General features: G+C 73.1%; 17 protein-coding genes. 8 read left to right on the top strand and 9 right to left on the bottom strand.

The annotated features are described in order from the left end of the window. Positions 1–239: 239 nt before the first annotated feature. Genes ACH4FX_RS18670 through ACH4FX_RS18660 form a run of 3 tightly spaced genes read right to left on the bottom strand, consistent with a single transcriptional unit; the run spans position 240 to position 3,846 of the window. Positions 240–1,172, bottom strand: coding sequence for an N-acetylneuraminate synthase family protein (locus ACH4FX_RS18670; protein WP_398480214.1), 933 nt, complete (start codon positions 1,170–1,172; stop codon positions 240–242). Positions 1,173–1,192: 20 nt separating this feature from the next. Beyond that, complete coding sequence (locus ACH4FX_RS18665) at positions 1,193–2,446, bottom strand: cytidylyltransferase domain-containing protein (RefSeq protein ID WP_398480212.1); 1,254 nt, start codon at positions 2,444–2,446, stop codon at positions 1,193–1,195. Positions 2,447–2,502: 56 nt separating this feature from the next. Further along, positions 2,503–3,846: a DUF6716 putative glycosyltransferase gene (locus tag ACH4FX_RS18660; RefSeq protein ID WP_398480210.1), complete on the bottom strand. Its 1,344-nt coding sequence runs from the start codon at positions 3,844–3,846 to the stop codon at positions 2,503–2,505. A gap of 187 nt (positions 3,847–4,033) precedes the next feature. Here ACH4FX_RS18660 and ACH4FX_RS18655 point away from each other — a divergent pair, with 187 nt between their 5' ends. From ACH4FX_RS18655 to ACH4FX_RS18645, 3 genes are read left to right on the top strand one after another with little or no spacing between them, the layout of a single operon-like run. After that, positions 4,034–5,011: a glycosyltransferase family 2 protein gene (locus tag ACH4FX_RS18655; RefSeq protein WP_398480208.1), complete on the top strand. Its 978-nt coding sequence runs from the start codon at positions 4,034–4,036 to the stop codon at positions 5,009–5,011. Beyond that, positions 5,011–6,384 carry a polysialyltransferase family glycosyltransferase gene (locus ACH4FX_RS18650; RefSeq protein ID WP_398480206.1) on the top strand — a complete coding sequence of 458 codons (1,374 nt, stop codon included), beginning with the start codon at positions 5,011–5,013 and terminating at the stop codon, positions 6,382–6,384. The genes ACH4FX_RS18655 and ACH4FX_RS18650 overlap by 1 nt, the downstream gene beginning before the upstream one ends. Further along, complete coding sequence (locus ACH4FX_RS18645; protein WP_398480204.1) at positions 6,381–7,595, top strand: acyltransferase family protein; 1,215 nt, start codon at positions 6,381–6,383, stop codon at positions 7,593–7,595. Before ACH4FX_RS18650 ends, ACH4FX_RS18645 begins: the two co-directional genes overlap by 4 nt. A 37-nt stretch (positions 7,596–7,632) precedes the next feature. Here ACH4FX_RS18645 and ACH4FX_RS18640 read toward each other — a convergent pair whose 3' ends face one another. Beyond that, positions 7,633–8,295, bottom strand: coding sequence for a TetR/AcrR family transcriptional regulator C-terminal domain-containing protein (locus tag ACH4FX_RS18640; protein WP_398480202.1), 663 nt, complete (start codon positions 8,293–8,295; stop codon positions 7,633–7,635). Positions 8,296–8,333: 38 nt separating this feature from the next. On the opposite strand from ACH4FX_RS18640, the gene ACH4FX_RS18635 reads away from it, so the two are divergent. Beyond that, on the top strand, positions 8,334–9,881 hold the full coding sequence (locus ACH4FX_RS18635; protein WP_398480200.1) for an FAD-dependent monooxygenase: 1,548 nt from the start codon (positions 8,334–8,336) through the stop codon (positions 9,879–9,881). On the opposite strand, the gene ACH4FX_RS18630 is transcribed toward ACH4FX_RS18635, so the two are convergent. Then, positions 9,862–11,082 (bottom strand): MFS transporter, encoded by a 1,221-nt coding sequence (locus tag ACH4FX_RS18630; protein ID WP_398480198.1) that lies wholly within the window; start codon positions 11,080–11,082, stop codon positions 9,862–9,864. The genes ACH4FX_RS18635 and ACH4FX_RS18630 overlap by 20 nt on opposite strands. 54 nt (positions 11,083–11,136) lie before the next feature. On the opposite strand from ACH4FX_RS18630, the gene ACH4FX_RS18625 reads away from it, so the two are divergent. Next, positions 11,137–11,964 (top strand): AraC family transcriptional regulator, encoded by an 828-nt coding sequence (locus tag ACH4FX_RS18625; protein WP_398480196.1) that lies wholly within the window; start codon positions 11,137–11,139, stop codon positions 11,962–11,964. Here ACH4FX_RS18625 and ACH4FX_RS18620 read toward each other — a convergent pair. Continuing rightward, positions 11,900–13,297, bottom strand: coding sequence for a gluconate:H+ symporter (locus ACH4FX_RS18620; protein WP_398480194.1), 1,398 nt, complete (start codon positions 13,295–13,297; stop codon positions 11,900–11,902). The genes ACH4FX_RS18625 and ACH4FX_RS18620 overlap by 65 nt on opposite strands. A 91-nt stretch (positions 13,298–13,388) precedes the next feature. Then, on the bottom strand, positions 13,389–13,916 hold the full coding sequence (locus tag ACH4FX_RS18615; RefSeq protein ID WP_398480192.1) for a gluconokinase: 528 nt from the start codon (positions 13,914–13,916) through the stop codon (positions 13,389–13,391). Positions 13,917–14,050: 134 nt separating this feature from the next. On the opposite strand from ACH4FX_RS18615, the gene ACH4FX_RS18610 reads away from it, so the two are divergent. Continuing rightward, the gene (locus ACH4FX_RS18610; RefSeq protein WP_398480190.1) at positions 14,051–14,758 is read left to right on the top strand and encodes a FadR/GntR family transcriptional regulator; all 708 of its coding nucleotides are present in this window, start codon (positions 14,051–14,053) and stop codon (positions 14,756–14,758) included. 51 nt (positions 14,759–14,809) lie between these two features. Here the strand turns inward: ACH4FX_RS18610 and ACH4FX_RS18605 are convergent, their stop codons facing one another. Continuing rightward, positions 14,810–16,513 carry an alpha-keto acid decarboxylase family protein gene (locus ACH4FX_RS18605; protein ID WP_398480188.1) on the bottom strand — a complete coding sequence of 568 codons (1,704 nt, stop codon included), beginning with the start codon at positions 16,511–16,513 and terminating at the stop codon, positions 14,810–14,812. Between the two features lie 94 nt (positions 16,514–16,607). Here ACH4FX_RS18605 and ACH4FX_RS18600 point away from each other — a divergent pair, with 94 nt between their 5' ends. After that, complete coding sequence (locus ACH4FX_RS18600; RefSeq protein ID WP_398480186.1) at positions 16,608–17,099, top strand: MarR family winged helix-turn-helix transcriptional regulator; 492 nt, start codon at positions 16,608–16,610, stop codon at positions 17,097–17,099. A gap of 38 nt (positions 17,100–17,137) precedes the next feature. On the opposite strand, the gene ACH4FX_RS18595 is transcribed toward ACH4FX_RS18600, so the two are convergent. Further along, positions 17,138–17,347, bottom strand: coding sequence for a hypothetical protein (locus ACH4FX_RS18595; protein ID WP_398480184.1), 210 nt, complete (start codon positions 17,345–17,347; stop codon positions 17,138–17,140). Between the two features lie 213 nt (positions 17,348–17,560). Between ACH4FX_RS18595 and ACH4FX_RS18590 the strand changes: the two genes are divergently transcribed. Further along, complete coding sequence (locus ACH4FX_RS18590) at positions 17,561–18,460, top strand: L,D-transpeptidase family protein (RefSeq protein ID WP_398480182.1); 900 nt, start codon at positions 17,561–17,563, stop codon at positions 18,458–18,460. Positions 18,461–18,674 lie beyond the last annotated feature (214 nt).

The raw sequence follows: 18,674 nt of genomic DNA, 5'->3' as shown, positions 1-18,674 counted from the left end.
ACCGCCGACCGCCGCCCGCTCCGCCGCCGCGCCGCCGGGCGCCCGGCTCGCGGCGGGTCTGCGGCGCTGCCGGGGTACCCCCAGGAGGCGGCGGACGGGAGTACCCGCCGCCTCCTGGGGCGGGCCACAGGCCCCGTCTGGGTAGCTCACGGTGTGTCCGTCCCGTCCGTCAGGCGTCAGGAGCAGTCGTGCGGTGGCAGGCAGGTGCGGCCGTACGGAGGCGGCCGTGGCCGCCGGGGTCAGGCCGAGACGGGCTCCCGGTCGGCGGCCTCCGCCTCGGCGACGACACCGGCCACCCGGCGCAGCTTCTTCATCGGGCCCAGTTCGCTCTCGTAGACCTTCTTGACGCCGTCGCCGAGGGATTCCTCGATGGTGCGGATGTCCCGGACGAGGCGGGTCAGGCCCTGCGGCTCGACGGAGGCGGCCTGGTCGGAGCCCCACATGGCGCGGTCGAGGGTGATGTGGCGCTCGACGAAGGCGGCGCCGAGGGCGACGGCGGCGAGGGTGGTCTGGAGGCCGGTCTCGTGGCCGCTGTAGCCGATCGGGACGTTGGGGTACTCGGCCTGCAACGTGTTGATCATGCGCAGGTTCAGTTCCCCGGGCTTCGCGGGGTAGGTCGAAGTGGCGTGGCAGAGCACGATGTTGTCGCTGCCCAGCACCTCGACGGCGTGCCGGATCTGCCTGGGGGTGGACATGCCGGTGGAGAGGATCACCGTACGGCCGGTGGCGCGCAGGGCGCGCAGCAGCTCGTCGTCGGTGAGCGAGGCGGAGGCGACCTTGTAGCAGGGCACGTCGAACTTCTCCAGGAAGGCGACGGACTCCACGTCCCAGGGGGAGGCGAACCAGGCGATGCCGCGCTTCCCGGCGTACTCGTCGATGGCGCGGTAGCCGTCCTCGTCGAACTCCACGCGGTGGCGGTAGTCGATGTAGGTCATCCGGCCCCAGGGGGTGTCGCGCTCGATGTCCCACTGGTCGCGCGGGGTGCAGATCTCCGGGGTGCGCTTCTGGAACTTCACGGCGTCGCAGCCGGCGTCCGCGGCGGCGTCGATCAGCGCGAAGGCGTTCTCCAGGTCGCCGTTGTGGTTGATGCCGATCTCGCCGGTGACGTAGACGGGGCGGCCGGGGCCGACGAGCCGGTCGCCGAGGGTGCGCAGACGGGAGGTGCTGGTCATCTTGGGGGCTTCCTTCTGGGTCAGAGGGTGGGGCCGAGGAGCCATGAGGCGATCTCGCGGATCGCGCCGCCGCCTCCGGGGGTGGCGGTGACGGCGCGGGCGGCGCCGCGTACGGCGTCGTGGGCGCTCGCGACCGCCACGGGCCAGCCGACGAGGCCGAAGCACGGGAGGTCGTTGACGTCGTTGCCGACGTAGAGCACCCGCTCGGGCGCGATGCCCTGTTCCTCGCACCACTGCTTGAGCGCGAGGTCCTTGCGGTCGATGCCGTGGAGCACGGGCAGGCGCAGTTTCATCGCCCGTGCGGCGACGACCGGGTTCACTTCCGTGGACAGGATGAGCAGCTTCAGCTCCGCCCTGCGCAGGGCGGCGATGCCGAGGCCGTCGCCGCGGTGCACGGCGACCGTCTCCCGTCCTTCGGAGTCGACGAGCACCCGGTCGTCGGTCTGGGTGCCGTCGAAGTCGAGGACGACCGCGTCGATGTCGTCGCGGGTCGGCAGCGCGCCGGGGCGCGCGCCGTCCAGCAGCGGCGCGAGGGCGCGGGCGCGGGCCAGGTCGTGCGGGTCGTCGATCTCCAGCACGCGGGCCGGGTCGGTGCGGACCAGTTCCGTACGGCCGAAGAAGCGGTGGCCGGCGGCCCGGAAGCCGGCCGCGTCCATGGCGTACGCGGCGCCGGTCTCCAGGAAGTCCTGGGGGCGGTCCTGGCGGCGCGGGCGGACGGACTTGTCGTGGTTGACGCCGGTGCCGCCGGGGGCGGGGGCGGGTACGGGTACGTCCTGCACCGGGTCCGCGGCGACCGCCGCGTCCGCCCCCTCGCGCCACACGAAACCGTGGAACGGGGCCACCGTCAGCGCGCTGTCCGCGCCGGATTCGACGACCGCCGCGGCCACTCCGTCGATGTCCTCGCGGGCGAGGAAGGGGCTGGTGCACTGGACGAGGAGGACCGCGTCGACGGGCCTGCCGTGCTCGGCCTCGTACGCGTCCATGGCGTGCAGGACCGCGGCCTCGCTGGTGGCGGTGTCGCCCGCGAGGTCGCCGGGGCGGCGCACCACGACGGCGCCCGCGCCGCGCGCCGCGGCGGCGATGCCCGCGTCGTCGGTGGAGACCAGCACGTCGGTGACCAGCCGGGCCGCCCGGCATTCGCGGACCGCGCGGGCGATCAGGGGGACACCGCCGACCGCGGCGAGGTTCTTGGCGGGGACGCCCTTGGAGCCGCCGCGGGCGGGTATGACGGCGACGACGGTGGGCGCGGCCGGGCGGCTCGGTGAGGTCGGCATGGCGGGCTCCTTCCGGGGGCCGTACGGGCTCCGGGGGCGGGCGGCGGGTGGGCGGCTCACAGCTGTCCCCAGCGGCGGATGGCGGGGGCGACGCGCTGCACGCCGTGGCGGTAGGCGCCGCGGGCGGCGTCGCGCACGGTGTCGCGGGCGAGCCGGCGCAGCCCGGTGGCCGCGGCGGGCTCGGCGGCCTGTCCGGGCAGCGGTTCGCCCGTGGGGCCGAGGCCGTAGCGGGCGAGGATGCCGGGGAGGTAGCCGGGGGCGGTGCGGGGTGTGTAGTACGGGCTGAGCGGCGGCAGGCGGTCGGCGGCGCGCAGTGCGGTGACGCGGGCGCGGGCGGCGTCGAAGGCGGAGGCGTACGTCCCTTGCCGGGTGGCGCCCTGGGGTGCGACGCCTTGGCGGGCCAGCCAGTCCGGGTCGGGTTCGGGGCGGTGTCCGGCGTCCAGCTCGTCCCAGGAGGCGAGGCAGCCGGAGCCCAGGAAGTGGTGGTTGCCGAGGGCTTCGCGGATGCCGAGGTCGGTGAGGACGGCGGTGGGGACGCCGCGGTGCAGGGACTCCAGGGCGGCGGTCGAGCTGACGGCCACCAGGAGGTCGGTGCGGTCCAGGACGTCGCCCATGTTCCCGTACACGAGGCGGCAGTTGGGGGGCAGGCCACCGGGGAGGCGGGCGGCCAGCTTCTGGTAGGGGTGTTCCTCGATGTGCGTGGTGTGTTCGCCGGGCTTGCTGCGCAGCTTGATCAGCACCTCGCGCCCGGGGTTGCGCCGGGCGTGCCCGGCGGCGCGGCGCAGCAGGTACGTACGGTCCTCGCGGCGGTCCGGTACGGAGGGCTGGGCGGCGAAGACGACCGTGTACGGCCGGCCGTCCGCCGCGGGGGCGTACGGGGCGCCGCCCAGGAAGGGCAGGGCGCATTCGACGACGCTGCCGCCGTCGGCGCCGACGCCCTCGTACACCGCGCGGAACCGGTCCGCGTCGTGCCGGGAGTTGGCCAGGACGAGGTCCGCCCCGTGCCGCAACAGCAGGCCGTCGGCCAGCTTCTCGTAGACGACGCCGACGTAGCCGGTGACGACGACGGGCCGCCGGGCCGCGCCGTCCCAGGCGCGGGCCAGGCCGTGCAGCATCGCCTGGACGGCGCCGCCGACGCAGGCGAGGACGACCACGTCGTACCGCGCGGTGTCCTTCATCAGCCCCAGGAAGTCCACGCCGCGGATCTCGCGCAGCGTGTCAGCACGGGCGCCGACCTCGTCGAGCTGGCGGACCGTGGGGGTGGCGCGGCCGCGGAGCAGATATCCGTCCGGACATGCGTCCGGCTGAATGCGGTGCGCTGTCGAAGCGCCCCATTTCCAGCGGGTATCCGAATCCGCGAGCACCGCGACACGCGGCGGGGAAGTGGTACGAGTGGGCACGACGAAAACGCTAGGAAGGCGTTCCGTTCGGCGGGCCAACGGTGCCGCAACAACGGGTTAACAGCGCGACGCGGGACCGCGAACCGGCCGGCCGCATTGCCGGGTTAACCGTTCCGCCACGCTTCGTTCACGTTGCCGCCCGCGGCCGGTCAAGACGAATGCCGGGTCCGCGCCTAACGTCACCCGGGTGGTTAAGCTCTCCGTCGTCGTGCCGTTCTACAACGTGCAGACATATGCGCCCGACACCCTGCGAAGCCTGGCGGCCAACGCCCGTGAGGACTTCGAATTCCTGCTGGTGGACGACTGCTCGCGGGACGAGACACCGCGGATCCTGGAGCGCGGCGCGGGCGGGCTGCCGGGCGCCCGGGTGCTGCGGCACGAGCAGAACGGCGGTCTGGCCACCGCCCGCAACACCGGGCTGGACGCGGCCCGCGGCGAGTACGTGACGTTCCTGGACGGCGACGACTGGCTGGCCCCCGGGTACTACGGTCAACTGCTCTCCGTCATCGAGGAGTTGGCGTGCGACTTCGTGCGGACGGACCATGTGCAGTGCACCGCGCGGGCCCGTTCGGTGCACCGCGTCCCGTACGGCCGCCGGAACACCGTCCTGGACCCGCGCGAGCTGATCCTGCCCGCCGACCGCTCCACCTCCGTCGACTACGCCTTCGCCTGGGCCGGGATCTACCACCGCCGGCTGCTGGACGACGGCCTGCTGCATTTCACGCACGGGCTGCGCACCGCGGAGGACCGGCCGTGGATCTGGCGGCTGCACCGCGAGGCGCGGTCGATGGCGGTGACCGGGCTGCTCGGCGTCTTCTACCGGCGCGGGGTGGCGTCCTCGCTGACGCAGATCGGTGATGTCCGGCAGCTCGATTTCATCCGGGCATTCGACCAGGTCGTCGAAGAAACGGCGCGGGACCGGGATGCGGCCCGGCTCCTGCCCAAGGCGGTGCGCACCTATTGCGCCATCATTTCCCACCATCTCGGTTCGGCCGAGCGATTCGAACCGCAGGTCGCCCGTAAATTGCGCGCGATGAGCGCGGCGGCGCTGAAAAGAATGCCGCAGGACGTACTGAAGGAAGCACTGGATTCGATGGACACGCAGCGCGCCTCCCGTCTGCGACGGCTGCGCCGCCGTCCGGTCCCGGCGGAGGTGGCCGCCTGATGGCCCCCCGCACCGACGCACCGGACCGGCCGCGGACGCAGATCTTCCTGGCGTCCACCCTGTACGGCGCCGCGACGCTCGCCGCCGCGCTCGACACGGACCGCTTCGCCCCGGCCGCCCGCAGGCTGCTGCTGGTCAGCAACAACGCCGCGACGCCGGAGACCGCGACGCCGCTGGACCGGATGTCCGGCTTCGGGCGGCTGCGCGACCGCTTCGACCGGGTGCTGTCGTGGAACGAGACGATCAGCCCGTTCCACCCCGGCGGCTGGTCCCCGCGCCCGGACGACGTACCGCTGTGGGAGCGGCACCTGCGGCTGCTGTGGGACCTGGGCACGGACGGGATCGAGCTGGTGGTGGAGTCCATCCAGGTCCCCCCGGCGCTCGCGCTGGCCCAGCTCTTCCCGGACGCGCCGGTCGACGTGTACGCGGACGGGCTGATGAGCTACGGGCCCACCCGCAACAAGCTGGACCCGCTGGTCGGCACCCGCGTCCGCCGCCTGCTGCACCTGGACCTGGTACCGGGCCTGAAGCCACTGCTGCTCACCGAGTTCGGGGTGGGTGCGGAGACCGTGCCGACCGACGCCTTCCGTACGGTGCTCGCCGACCTGGCCGCGGATGTCGACGGCCCGGCGCTGCACGACGTGCCGGAGGGCGCGGCGCTGCTCCTCGGCCAGTACCTGTCCGCGCTGGGCATCCTCACGCCGGAGGAAGAGGAGGAGCTGCACACCCGGATGCTGCGCGGCGCGGTCCGGCGCGGGCACCGCGCGGTGGTGTTCAAGCCGCACCCGTCCGCACCGGCCCGCTGGTCCCGCGCGCTGGAGCGGGAGGCGGAACGGCTCGGTGCCGAACTGACCGTGCTGGAGACCCCGGTCCTCGCCGAGGTGCTGTACCAGCGCAGACGGCCCGCGCTCGTCGTCGGCTGCTTCTCGACGGCCCTGCTGACGGCGTCCGCGTTCTACGACCTGCCGACCGCCCGCGTGGGCACGGCCCTGCTGCTGGAGCGGCTGACCCCGTACCAGAACAGCAACCGCGTGCCGGTCACCCTCGTCGACGCGCTGGTGCCCGACCTGGCGGACGAGCCGGGGACGAAACCCGCGCCGACCCACCTCAACGGACTGGTCGGCGCGGTCGGGTACGCGATGCAGCACCAGATCTACCCGGAGCTGCGCCCGGTCGCCGAGCGCTACCTCGCCACCCATCTGAACGAGCGCACCTGGCGCTACTTCAAGCGCCGCCGGCTGACCGCGCTGGCGCTGCCCGGCGCGCTCCCGTCCCAGCTGTCCTTCATCCCGCGCAACGCGGCCGTACGCAGGGTCGCGCGGCGGGCACGGGCGATGCAGCGGCGCCTGAAGAAGCGGGCCGCGTTCGGATGACCGCACCGCTTCCGGCCGAGGCGCCGCCGCCCGCCGCGGTGCCCGGCCCGTCCACGTCGTCCGTGTCCGCGCTGCTCACCCGTCCCGTATCCGCCGTGCCGGACGTGCGGAAGGGCGACGCCGCCCCGCCCGGCAAGCGTTCCCGTGGCGCGCCCCGGCTGCGGGCCCTGGACGGGCTGCGTCTGATCGCCGCCCTGATGGTCGCCGCCTATCACCTCGGCGGCCGGAACGGCGAGATTGCGCAGGCGTGGGGCAGCTCGCCGGCCCGCCAGTTCCCGTCGCTGCACGGCCTGTTCGCGTACGGCTGTCTCGGTGTGCAGATCTTCTTCGTCATCAGCGGTTTCGTCATCTGCATGAGCGGGTGGGGGCGGTCGCTGCGTGCCTTCATCGCCTCCCGCGTCTCGCGGCTGTACCCGGCGTACTGGGTGGCGGTGCTGCTGGTGACGGCCGTCTTCGCGCTGCCGTGGGTGGCGTTCGAGGCGCTCGGGCCCAGTGACGTGCTGACCAACCTGACGATGCTCCAGCAGCCGCTGGGCGCGAAGCGGGTGCTGGGCGTGTGCTGGACGCTGTGGGCCGAGATGCGGTTCTACGCGCTGTTCGCGCTGTGCGTCGTGCTGCCGGGCGCCACCCGCCGCCGGGTGGTGCTGTTCTGCGCGGGCTGGACGCTGGCGGCGGCCGTGGCGCAGGCCGCGCACGTCCCGGCGCTGGACCTGGTCCTGATGCCGCAGTACGCGCCGTTCTTCATCGGCGGCATCGGCTGCTACCTGCTGCACCGCTACGGCGGGCGGGACCCGGTGGCGTGGGCGGTGGTGGGCGTGAGCTGGCTCATCGGCCAGCACTTCGCGGTGGCCGGGCTGTGGCACCCGCCGTCCGCCACGGCCTTCTCGTACCGCTCGGCGCTCGTCGTCATCGCGATCGTCACGGTGGGCTTCGCGCTGGTGACGGCCATCGCGCTGGGCCGGATGCGGTGGGCCGACTGGCGCTGGCTGACCGTGGCCGGGGCGCTGACGTACCCGTTCTACCTCGTGCACGAGCACCTGGGCTGGGTGGTCGTGCAGGGGCTGCACGGCGGCCTGCGGCTGCCCTCGTACGCCACGTTCGCGCTCACCATCGTGCTGATGCTGGCACTGGCGTGGGTGCTGCACCGCTGGGTGGAGCGCCCGCTCACGCCCGTACTGAAGCGGGCGATCGATCCACGGCCCAAGCGCTGACGCCGGGTGCCCGGGGGCGGCCCCCTGGGCTCCCGGTCTATCGGTCGTGCAGCAGCGTGGCCTCGATCCCCGCGATGACGGCCCGCAGGCCGTCCTCGAAACCGCGGGCGGTGTTGCCGAACATCTCCACGCCGGCCGCGGCCGTGAGCGGGTACTCGGCGCCCAGGATCCGCTCCCGGTCCTCCTGGTCGTACGCCGGGTCGCGGTGCGGATCGCCGGGCACGGGGAAGACGGACTGCTCCTCGATCACGTAGCCGATGGTGTAGGTGTACGTGGTGAACCAGGCGCGCGCGGCCCGGTTCGTGGTGAACCCGGCGTCCCGCATCGTGGTCAGGAAGATCTCCATCGGCTGCATCGGCACCGGGAAGCGCATCCGGGTGCCGCCGAAGACCTTGCCGCCGTCGCGGTAGCCGAGCAGCGCGTGCCGCATCCCCCGGCTCGCCTGGGTGAGCATGCCTTTCCAGTCACCGCCCCCGTAGTCCCGACCGGCCTCGACCACCGGCGCGGTCATCCGCACGAACAGCTCGGTGGCCATCTCGTCCAGCAGCTCCTGCTTGTTCTTGAAGTGCCAGTACAGGGCGGGCGCCTGGACGTCCAGCTCCTTGGCGATACGGCGCAGCGTGAGCCCTTCGAGGCCGACGTCGTTCAGCAGGCCCAGGGCGGTCTCCGCCACCAGTTTCCGGTCGAGTCTCGTAGCCATGTTGACAATTTAACACCGTTAAGCGCACCCTCGGGAGCATGGAACTTAACAACGTTAAGGACGCACCCGTGGCCCCCTCCGACGTCCTGCCCGAGTCCGTGGACGTGCTGATCGCCGGGGCCGGGCCGACCGGTCTGGCCCTCGCCCTCGACCTCGCCCGGCGCGGTGTGCGGGCCCTGGCCCTGGAACGGCAGGACCGGCTGTCGCCCGGCACCCGCGGCAGCGGCATCCAGCCCCGTACGCAGGAGGTCTACGAGGACTTCGGGGTGCTCGACGCGCTCCGGGCGAGCAGCACCCGGTACCCGAAGATCGGGTCCTGGAAAGACGGCCGCATGGTCGACGAGTACGTGTTCGTGGAAGCCGTCGAACCGACGCCGTCCACCCCGTACGGCACCATGATGATGGTCCCGCAGTGGCGGAACCTGGAGATCCAGTACGCGCGGCTGACCGAGCTGGGCGGCACGGTGGCGTTCGGGGCCGCGCTGGAGTCCTTCACGCAGGACGCGGACGGCGTCGAGGCCCGGGTCGTACGCACCGACGGCACCGCCCGTACGGTGCGCGCCGCCTACCTGGTCGCGGCGGACGGCGGGCGCAGCACGGTGCGCAAGACACTCGGCGTCACCATGACCGGGGAGAGCGTCGCGCCGTATCCGATGCTCCTCGCCGACGTCCGGCTGGACGGGCTGGACCAGCGGCACTGGCACATGTGGGGCGGCTTCACCGCCACCGATTTCGTCGCCCTGCTCCCGGCGCCGCTGAACGACTACTTCCAGCTCATGGCGGGCTTCGCGGACCCCGCGGCGGAGCCGGACACCACCCCCGACGCCGTGCGCAAGCTCGTCGCGGAGCGCACCCACCTCACCCCGGACCAGGTGCACGAGGTGCTGTGGTCCTCCACCTTCCGCCCGAACGCCGCCCGTGCCGACCGGTTCCGGGTGGGCCGGGTCTTCCTCGCGGGCGACGCGGCGCACGTGCACTCCCCCGCCGGCGGCCAGGGCCTGAACACCAGCGTCCAGGACGCCTACAACCTCGGCTGGAAACTGGGCCAGGTCCTCCGGCACGGCGCGCCGGAGTCCCTGCTCGACACCTACGAGGCCGAGCGGCTGCCGGTCGCCGCCGGCATCCTGGACGTCAGCACCCGGCTGCACCGGTCGGGGGACATGCGGCGCGGCAGCGACCTGCACCAGATAGGCGTCGGGTACCCGGACGGACCGCTCGCCACCGAGCGGCGCACCGGCCTCGCCGACGGCGCCCTGCGCGCGGGCGACCGGGCCCCCGACGCGCCCTGCACCACCCCGGACGGCACCCCACGCCGCCTCTTCGAGGTCTTGCAGGGCCCGCACTTCACCCTGCTGGGCATCGGCGACGCCGAACTCCCGGCGCTGCACGGCGAGATGATCCGTACGTGCCGCGTCGGCGGCCCCGCCCCCGACCTGCTCGACACCGAGGGCCACGCCCGCCAGGCGTACGGCGAGGGCGTGTTCCTCGTCCGGCCCGACGGCTACGTGGCGTACGCCGCCGACGACGCCTCCGGCCTGCCGGACGAACTGGCCCGGTACGGCGTCCTCACGGCCGCGGCGCGCTGACGGCCGGCCGCCCGGCGTCCTCCGCCGAGGGCGCCGGGGCGCGGTCGGCGTCCCCCGGTTCGGTCAGCGTCCGCGCGACGAGCCAGGCCACCCCGCACAGCGCGATGAGCGGCAGCAGCGCGGTCCGCAGGCCGGTGGTGTCGGCGAGGGCGCCGATGGCCGGGGTGGCGACACCGCCGACGCTGACCGCCAGGCCCAGGGTGACGCCGCTCGCGGTGCCCATGCGGTTCGGCAGCAGGTCCTGGCCGAGCGTGATGTGCAGGGAGAACGGCACGTACAGGGCGGTGGCCGTCAGGGCGGCGAAGACGTACAGCGCGGGGCCGGGGACGAGCACCAGCCCGGCGACGGCCGGCACGGTGGCCGCGTAGGCGATCCGCACGGTACGGACCCGGCCCCACCGGGCCGCCAGCCGGCCGCCCAGCACGGTGCCCACCGCGCCGCCCGCGAACAGCACGAACAGGGCCACCGAGCCCGCGGTGGCACCGCCGCCCACCCGCTGCCCGGCGTAGACCGCGATGAAGGCGCTCAGGCCGACGAAGACGATGGAGCGGCAGACGATGACCGCCGTCAGCCGCAGGAACTCCGGCCAGTTGTCGCGGCCCGCCCGGCGCGCCGCGGCCTTGGCGACGGCCGCCCGCGGCGCCAGGACGCGGATCACCGAAGCGGTCAGCAGGACACCGGCCACCGCGGGCACCACCAGCCACGGCGACGCGCTCAGCGAGCCCGCGGACAGCAGCGGTCCGACGGCGGCCGGGGCGAGGGCGAAGCCGATGTTGCCGCCGAGGGAGTACCAGCCCATCGCGACATGGCTGCCGCCGCCGGCGACGCGGGCCAGCCGCGCGGACTCCGGGTGGTAGGCGGCGACGCCGATGCCCGAGAGGGCGACCGCGGCGCAGGTCAGACCGTAGGAGTCGCCGAGCCCCGACAGGGCGATGCCCAGCCCGGCGCACAGCGTGCTCACCGGGATCAGCCAGGGCATCGTCCAGCGGTCGGTGAGCGAGCCGAACAGCGGCTGGACGATGGAGGAGAGAAGGGTGGCGGCCAGCACGATGCCGGAGGCGGCGGCGTAGCCGTAGTGGCGTTCGGCCACCAGGAAGGGCACCAGGGCCGGGACCGCGCCCTGGTAGAAGTCCACCGCCGCGTGCCCGGCGGACATCATCGCGACCGGCCGCCGGACAGCGGCCACCTGCTTCGTTGTCATGCACCGATCCTGGTGACCGCACCCGGTGGCGGGCTTCCCATAAGCTGCCACGTCATGCCGGTTTTCCGCCATCACCCGCCGCACGTCACGACGATCACCCGTTTCCTGCCGCAGGGTACGGAGGTGGCGGCCCACGAGCACGACGTCCACCAGATCGTCTACGCGGGGCGCGGGGTGCTGACCGTGACCACGGACGCCGGGAGCTGGGTGGCCCCGGCCACCCGGGCGATCTGGATCCCGGCCGGCACGGTGCACGAGCACCGGGCGCACGGCGACACCGACCTGCACACCGTCGGCGTGCCGGTGGACACCAATCCGCTGGGGCTGGACCGGCCCGCCGTCCTGGCGGTCGGCCCGCTGCTGCGCGAGCTGATCATCGCGTACAGCGGTCCGGGCAGCCGGCGCACGGCGGAGGCGCGGCGCCTGCTGGCCGTCCTCCTCGACCAGCTGCGCCACGCCCCGCTCCAGGCCCTGCACCTGCCCACACCGCGCGATCCGCGCCTGGTGGCGGTCTGTTCGATGCTGCGCGCGGACCCGGCCGACCCGCGCCCGCTCGCCGCGCTGGGCGCCGAGGCCGGGGCGAGCGAGCGGACCCTCGCCCGGCTCTTCCGCGGCGAACTGGGCATGACCTTCCCGCAGTGGCGTACGCAACTGCGCCTGCACCACGCCCTGTTGCTGCTGACGCAGGGCACCCCGGCGCTGTCCGTCACCGCCATCGCGCACCGCTGCGGCTGGGCCTCGGCCAGCGCCTTCATCGACGCCTTCCGCCGGTCGTTCGGCCACACGCCGGGCGCCCACCGGGCCCTGGGGAACGGCGCTACAACACCAGCGACAGCAGCAGCACGCACACGATCCCGACGACGGAGATCAGCGTCTCCATGAGCGACCAGGTCTTGAGCGTCTGGCCGACGTTCATGCCGAAGTACTCCTTCACCATCCAGAAGCCCGCGTCGTTGACGTGGCTGAAGAACAGCGAACCGGCGCCGACGGCGAGGACGAGCAGGGCGGTGTGGGTGGTGGACATGTCCGCGGTGAGCGGCGCCACCAGGCCCGCGGCGGAGATGGTGGCCACTGTCGCCGATCCCGTCGCGAGCCGGATCGCGACCGCGATCAGCCAGGCCAGCAGCAGCGTGGAGATGTTCCAGTCCTTGGACAGCTCCAGGATCATCTGGCCGACGCCCGCGTCCACCAGCGTCTGCTTGAAGCCGCCGCCCGCGCCCACGATCAGCAGCACACCGGCGATCGGCGCGAGGGACTTCTCGACGGTGGAGGCGATCCGGCCCTTGGTGAAGCCGGCCGACCGGCCCAGCGTGAACATCCCGACGATGACGGCGGTCAGCAGCGCGATCAGCGGGGAGCCCACCACGTCGAAGACACGCTGGACCGTGGTCCCCTTGTCGTCCACGACGACGTCCACCAGGGCCTTGGCCAGCATCATCACGACGGGCAGCAGCACGGTCGCGACGGTGATGCCGAAGCCGGGCCGCTTGTCCAGCTCGCCGGAGGCCCGCTCGGGCACCATCTTCTCCGGCGGGCGGATGTCCACCCAGCGCGCCGCGTAGCGGGAGAAGAGCGGACCGGCGACGATCGCGGTGGGGATGGCGACGACCACGCCGAGCGCCAGGGTGACGCCCAGGTTGGCGTGCAGTGCGTCGATGGCGGCCAGCGGGCCGGGGTGCGGCGGGATCAGGCCGTGCATCACGGACAGCCCGGCCAGCGCCGGGATGCCGATGCGCATCAGGGAGAAGTTGCCGCGCTTGGCGACCAGCAGCACCACGGGGATCAGCAGCACGATGCCGACCTCGAAGAAGATCGGCAGGCCGACGATGCCGGCGATCAGCACCATCGCCCAGGGCATCACGCGCCCGCTCGCCTTCGCCAGGATCGTGTCGACGATCTGGTCGGCGCCGCCGGAGTCGGCGAGCAGTTTGCCGAGGATCGCGCCCAGCGCGATCAGGATGCCGGTGCCCGCGACCGTACTGCCCAGGCCGGACGAGAAGCTGGCGATGGCCTTGTCCAGCGGCGCGCCCGCCACCGCGCCCAGCACCAGCGAACCGATGATCAGGGACAGGAAGGCGTGCAGCTTGAACTTGGTGATGAGCAGGACGATGACGGCGATGCCCGCGAGGACGGCGATGCCGAGCTGCGCGTGACCGGCCGAGGTGATCGGCTCGGTCGCATCCGCTGCCAGCATCTCGACGCTGAGATGTGTCACGGCTGTTCCCTAAGGGGTGCTGTTGCTGGTTGTGGTGGTGGCCCCGGGGCGGTCACGCGGGGGCGTACGGGCCCGGGCCCGCGGCAGACGGTCAGGCGGGCGCGGGCCGGCCGGTGTCGTAGCGGCGCAGCGCGGCGACGGCGCGCCCGGCGATCTCCTGCGGGGTGCCGGACACGTCCACGGCGACGCCCGCCTCGTCCGCGCCGAGCGGCTCCAGGGTGGCGAACTGGGAGTCCAGCAGCGCGGTGGGCATGAAGTGGCCCTTGCGCTCGGCCATCCGGGACTCGATCAGCGACCGGTCGCCCGTCAGGTGCAGGAAGACGATGCCGGGCGCGGCGGCCCGCAGCCGGTCGCGGTAGGCCCGCTTGAGCGCCGAGCTGCTGACGACACCGCCCCGGCCGGCCCGGCCGTGCGCCCAGGCGCCGATGGCGTCCAGCCACGGCCACCGGTCGGCGTCGTCGAGCGGGGTGCCGGCCGACATCTTGGCGATGTTGGCCGGGGGGTGGAAGTCGTCGCCCTCGGCGTAGGGGACATCAAGGTCGGCGGCCACCAGCGGCCCGATCGTCGTCTTGCCGGTGCCGGCCACGCCCATCACGACGATGACGTGGGGGGTGCTCATCCCGTGTACCTCGCTGTCCTCTTTGACCTCGGTCTGTCGTCCCACTGAAACCCATGGGATACGACGTATTCAAGAGCCTGTGATGTAAAAGTCATACTTAAAAGCGGCCCACCCCGGGAACGTAGGCTGAACCCATGGAGAACCAGGGGGCGGGACAGGGGCTGCACGCGCGGGTACTGGAGTCCCTGGGACCCGCCATCACCGCGGGCGAGTACCCGCCGGGCACGATCTTGCGCACCGACGAGCTGGAGGAGCGCTTCGAGGTCTCCCGTACGGTCATCCGCGAGGCGATACGGGTCCTGGAATCCATGCGCCTGGTCGCCTCCCGGCGCCGGGTCGGGGTGACCGTGCGCCCCACCGAGGAGTGGAACGTCTACGACCCGCGCGTCATCGGCTGGCGACTGGCCGGTCCGGACCGCCCCCGGCAGCTGCGCTCGCTGACCGTGCTGCGCTCCGCCGTCGAGCCGGCCGCCGCGGGCCTGGCCGCCCGGCACGCCACCCCGGAGCAGTGCGCCGAGCTGACCGAGCAGGCGATGGGCATGGTCGCCACCTCGCGCGGCCAGCAGCTCGACGCGTACCTGGTGCACGACGTGGCCTTCCACCGGGTGGTGCTGACCGCCTCCGGCAACGAGATGTTCGCCCGGCTGGGTGATGTGGTGGCCGCGGTCCTGACCGGTCGCACCCACCACCACGTCATGTTCACCGACCCCGACCCGGCCGCGGTGACCCTGCACGTCCAGGTCGCCGAGGCGGTACGGGTCGGCGACGCGGACCGCGCCGAGGCGCTGACCCGCGAGATCACGGCCGGGGCCATGGCGGAACTGGACGTGCTGGCGCCATAGGCCGCGCGGGCCCGTGGGACTGCCCCGGGCCCGCGCGTCCCGTACCGCGCTTCAGGCCCCGTACGCGTTCTGCTCCGCGAACCGACGTGCCAAAGCCGTGAGGAGTTCCGGGGCGTCCTCGCGGGGCAGCACCGCCTCGATCAGCACCAGTTCGTCCGGCGTACGGGCGGCGAGGGCGAGCGCGTCCGCCAGTTCGGCCGGGGTCTCGGCCCGTACCGCGACCGTGCCGGGGCCCGCGCCGAAGGCGGCGGGCAGGGCCGTGTAGTCCCAGGCGGCTATGTCGTTGTACGCGGCGGTGGCGCCGTGGATGGCCCGCTCGACCGTGTAGCCGTCGTTGTTGACGACCACGATCACCGGGGTCGCGCCGTACCGGGTCATGGTGCCCAGTTCCTGGGCGGTGAGCTGGAGGGAGCCGTCCCCGATCACCAGCACCGACCGCCGCGCGGGCGCGGCCAGTCCGGTACCGAGGGTGGCGGGCAGGGTGTAGCCGATCGAGCCCCACAGCGGCTGCCCGACGAAGCGCCCGTTAGCGGGCAGCGGCACTTCCTGGGCGCCGTAGAAGGCAGTGCCCTGCTCGGCGACGAGCACGCTGCCTTCGGGGAGGAACGAGCCGACCGCGGACCAGAGATGACGCTGCGTCAAGGCGCCGCCGGGAGCGACATCCGGGTAGGTGACGGCCTTCCCGTACCCCTCGGGCACGGGCAGCCGCACATCCCGCAGCAGCCCGGCCAGCCCGGCAGCCGCCTCGGCCATCCCCACCCCCTCGTACACCGCACGGCCCGCCGCCGCTCGCCACGGCCGCAGCTCGATGGTGCGCTCCGGGGTGAAGTGGTGGCTGAAGCCGCCGGTGACGCTGTCCGCGACCGGGGCGCCGGCCAGGATCAGGCAGTCCGCGTCCTCGACGGCCGCCCGGACGCGCTTGTCGCTGATCTCCCCGGTGTACGTCCCCACGAACCCGGCGGCGGTCTCGTCGACCACGCCCTTCCCGCTGGAGAACACGGCGGCCCGGACCGGCGCGGCGGCGAGCAGGTCGCGCAGCGGTCCGCGCAGCCCGTACCGCTCGGCCTCATGACCGGCCAGCACGGTGACGCTGCGCGCCCCGTCCAGCATGCGCGCGCAGCTCGCGAGGAAGTCCCGCAGCACCGCGGGGCCGGCGGGCTCATCCGGCGTCAGCAGCGGTCCGCCGGGGGCCGGGACCCGGGCCAGGACGACGTCCGTCGGCAGGTTCAGGTGGACCGGCTTGCGGTGCCGGACCATGGCGCGCAGTACGCGGTCGATCTCCGCGGGCGCGTTGTCCGCGGTCAGATCGGCGCGCGCCACGGTCACCTCGGCGAACATCCGGCCGAAGTGCCCGTGATCGCCGTCCATCAGGGTGTGGTGCACCGGGCGGCCGGCCGCGGTGACCGCGGTGGCGGGCGTGCCGGTGACGGCGACGAGCGGCACGGATTCGGCGTACGCGCCGGCGACGCCGTTGACGGCCGACAGTTCGCCGACGCCGAAGGTGGTGACGAGGGCGGCGGCGCCGCGCAGCCGGGCGTAGCCGTCGGCGGCGTAGGCGGCGTCCAGCTCGTTGCAGGTGCCGACCCAGGTGTGCCCGGGGGAAGCGGCGACCTGGTCGAGGAAGCCGAGGTTGTAGTCGCCGGGCACGCCGAAGAGGTGTTCGACGCGCAGCTCGCGCAGGCGGCGCAGGAGGTGGTCGGCGACGGTGATCTGCAGGGCGGCCTGCGGGCCGCTGTCCGAGGGGGTGTCCGGCATGACGGTTACCGGCCTTTCTTCACACGTGAACCTTTTAGGTCAAGGTCGTTGTCCTAAGTCGCGAGCGTACGGAACCCCGGGATAAAATGTCAACATGCTTGACCCTAATCGCCCGGACGCCTTCGACCGCGATTTCACGCTCTTCTACTTCGCCTACCGCGCGTTCACCGGAGCGGCCGACGAAGCCCTCACCGAACACGGCATGGGCCGCGCCCACCACCGCATCCTGACCTTCCTCGCGTACGCGCCCGGGATGAGCGTCGGCGAACTGTGCCGGACGCTCCAGCTGACCAAGCAGGCCATCAACGGGCCGCTGCGCAAGCTCACCGACGAGCGGATGGTGCGGATGACGCCGGGGGCGCGGGACCGGCGCCGCAAGGAGCTCCACCTCACCGAACGCGGTGCGGAACTCGAACGCAAGCTGCACGAACGTCAGCGCGCACTGTTCGCGGCGGCCTTGGAGGAAGCCGGGCCGGAGGCGGCGGAGGGGTGGCGCGCGATGCTGGCGCCCCTGGCCGGGCAGGACTGGACGGCGTTCACGTCGTCAGTGGCCGAACGACGAGCGACCCGGCAGGCCCACCCGTAACCACAGTCCCAGTCCAGGTCACGGCCCTGTCGCCGCCGTCAGAACAGCGGCTGCTGCCCCGGGAAAGGCGGCTCCTCCGGGTCGAACAACCGCTCGGCGGGAGCGAGCATCGGGGCGATGCGGCGGGAGCCGGGACATGACACGAGCTCCAGCGCGGTACGCCGCCCCGGCGGGTCGTGCCGGGCGAAACGTCCGCCGACGACGGCGATCTCTCGACTGCATACGGGGCAGGGGCGACGCGGTGACATCTCCACAGTGTCCCCTGGGCCGGGCCGGTGAAGCGGCGCCGGGGGCTCGGGCGGCGCGTGGTCCGGGCCACCGGCGCCGCCCGACCGCACGTCAGTGCCCCCTGCTCCCGGGCCGCTTCCAGGTTCGTCCCGTCGCGGCCCTGGGAAACAAGGGAAGGGGCCGGTGACGCCACGGGGGGTGACGCAATGACAGGGACGCGGAGAGGAAACGCGGTGCGCAAGGGACAGGCGGTGGCCGCAGGGCTGCTGGTGGCGGCCGTGACGGCCGGCTGCAAGACGGTGGTGATCACTCCATCCGGCGGCTACTCGCCGACCGCGCCCCCGGCCGCCTCCGCCGAGAGCCGCACACCGCTCGCCGCGGAGGCGCTGCCCGTACGCACCCCTGCCCGGACGCTCCCCGAACGGCCCCGTGCGACCAAACCCGCCAAGAGCGCGAAAAACGCCAGGAGCAACAAGCACGCCAAGCACGCTCGCGGTCCCGCCCGGCCCGTCCTGGCCAAGGGTTCCCGCGGCCCTCGGGTGCGCGCGCTCCAGGCCCGTCTGGCGCAGATGTCACTCTTCCGCCACAAGCCCACGGGTTACTACGGCCGGCTCACCGCCGCCTCCGTCACGGCCTTCCAGCGGAAGCAGGGGCTGCGCTGTACGGGCACCCTCGACCGGGCGACCTGGAACGCCCTGCGCTCGCTCACCCGCCCGCCGGCCCGCTTCGAGATGTACCCGCCCACCAGCAAGCCGGTCGCCGTCGCCGACCGCCGCTGCCTCAAGGGCCGGGTGCTGTGCATCAGCAAGCGGAGCAACACGCTCGCGTGGATGGTGGACGGCACCGTGCGCTCGGCGATGGACGTCCGGTTCGGCGCGCAGTACACGCCGACCCGGGAGGGCACGTTCCGGATCGGCCTCAAGAGCCGCCGGCACGTCTCGTCGATCTACCACACGCCCATGCCGTACGCGATGTTCTTCAGCGGCGGCCAGGCCGTCCACTTCTCCCCCGACTTCGCCGCCCACGGCTACCGCGGCGCCTCCCACGGCTGCGTCAACGTCCGCGACAGGCAAAAAATCGCCGCCCTCTTCCACCAGGTAAAAGTGGGCGACAAGGTAGTCATCTACAAATAGGCCCAAGGCCCCATCAGTAACCCCAGCCATCAATTGAGGCACCCCCACCCACAGCAACCACGTCCGCGAGAGCGGCGCCGGCTCAGGCGCACAAGACAGCGCGGGCAGGGCCGGGGGAACGTGCCCCGCCCGCGCCGGGTGCGACGAGCCGTTGGTACGGGGGGAACCCCGGCTCGCGCAGCAAGCCGATGACCAGTCGGCTTCACTACGTACT

The organism is Streptomyces sp. NPDC018019 (assembly GCF_044327805.1).
GTDB lineage: Bacteria > Actinomycetota > Actinomycetes > Streptomycetales > Streptomycetaceae > Streptomyces.
Note: the sequence above shows the minus strand (reverse complement) of the source record. Positions and strands in the feature narration are given on the sequence as shown.

Coding starts and splice junctions, on each gene's coding strand:
- ACH4FX_RS18630 (WP_398480198.1), bottom strand. CDS start 11,082: ATGACAACGAAGCAGGTGGCCGCTGTCCGGCGGCCGGTCGCGATGATG.
- ACH4FX_RS18650 (WP_398480206.1), top strand. CDS start 5,011: ATGGCCCCCCGCACCGACGCACCGGACCGGCCGCGGACGCAGATCTTC.
- ACH4FX_RS18640 (WP_398480202.1), bottom strand. CDS start 8,295: ATGGCTACGAGACTCGACCGGAAACTGGTGGCGGAGACCGCCCTGGGC.
- ACH4FX_RS18600 (WP_398480186.1), top strand. CDS start 16,608: ATGCTTGACCCTAATCGCCCGGACGCCTTCGACCGCGATTTCACGCTC.
- ACH4FX_RS18595 (WP_398480184.1), bottom strand. CDS start 17,347: ATGTCACCGCGTCGCCCCTGCCCCGTATGCAGTCGAGAGATCGCCGTC.
- ACH4FX_RS18610 (WP_398480190.1), top strand. CDS start 14,051: ATGGAGAACCAGGGGGCGGGACAGGGGCTGCACGCGCGGGTACTGGAG.
- ACH4FX_RS18635 (WP_398480200.1), top strand. CDS start 8,334: ATGGAACTTAACAACGTTAAGGACGCACCCGTGGCCCCCTCCGACGTC.
- ACH4FX_RS18605 (WP_398480188.1), bottom strand. CDS start 16,513: ATGCCGGACACCCCCTCGGACAGCGGCCCGCAGGCCGCCCTGCAGATC.
- ACH4FX_RS18615 (WP_398480192.1), bottom strand. CDS start 13,916: ATGAGCACCCCCCACGTCATCGTCGTGATGGGCGTGGCCGGCACCGGC.
- ACH4FX_RS18625 (WP_398480196.1), top strand. CDS start 11,137: ATGCCGGTTTTCCGCCATCACCCGCCGCACGTCACGACGATCACCCGT.
- ACH4FX_RS18645 (WP_398480204.1), top strand. CDS start 6,381: ATGACCGCACCGCTTCCGGCCGAGGCGCCGCCGCCCGCCGCGGTGCCC.
- ACH4FX_RS18665 (WP_398480212.1), bottom strand. CDS start 2,446: ATGCCGACCTCACCGAGCCGCCCGGCCGCGCCCACCGTCGTCGCCGTC.
- ACH4FX_RS18670 (WP_398480214.1), bottom strand. CDS start 1,172: ATGACCAGCACCTCCCGTCTGCGCACCCTCGGCGACCGGCTCGTCGGC.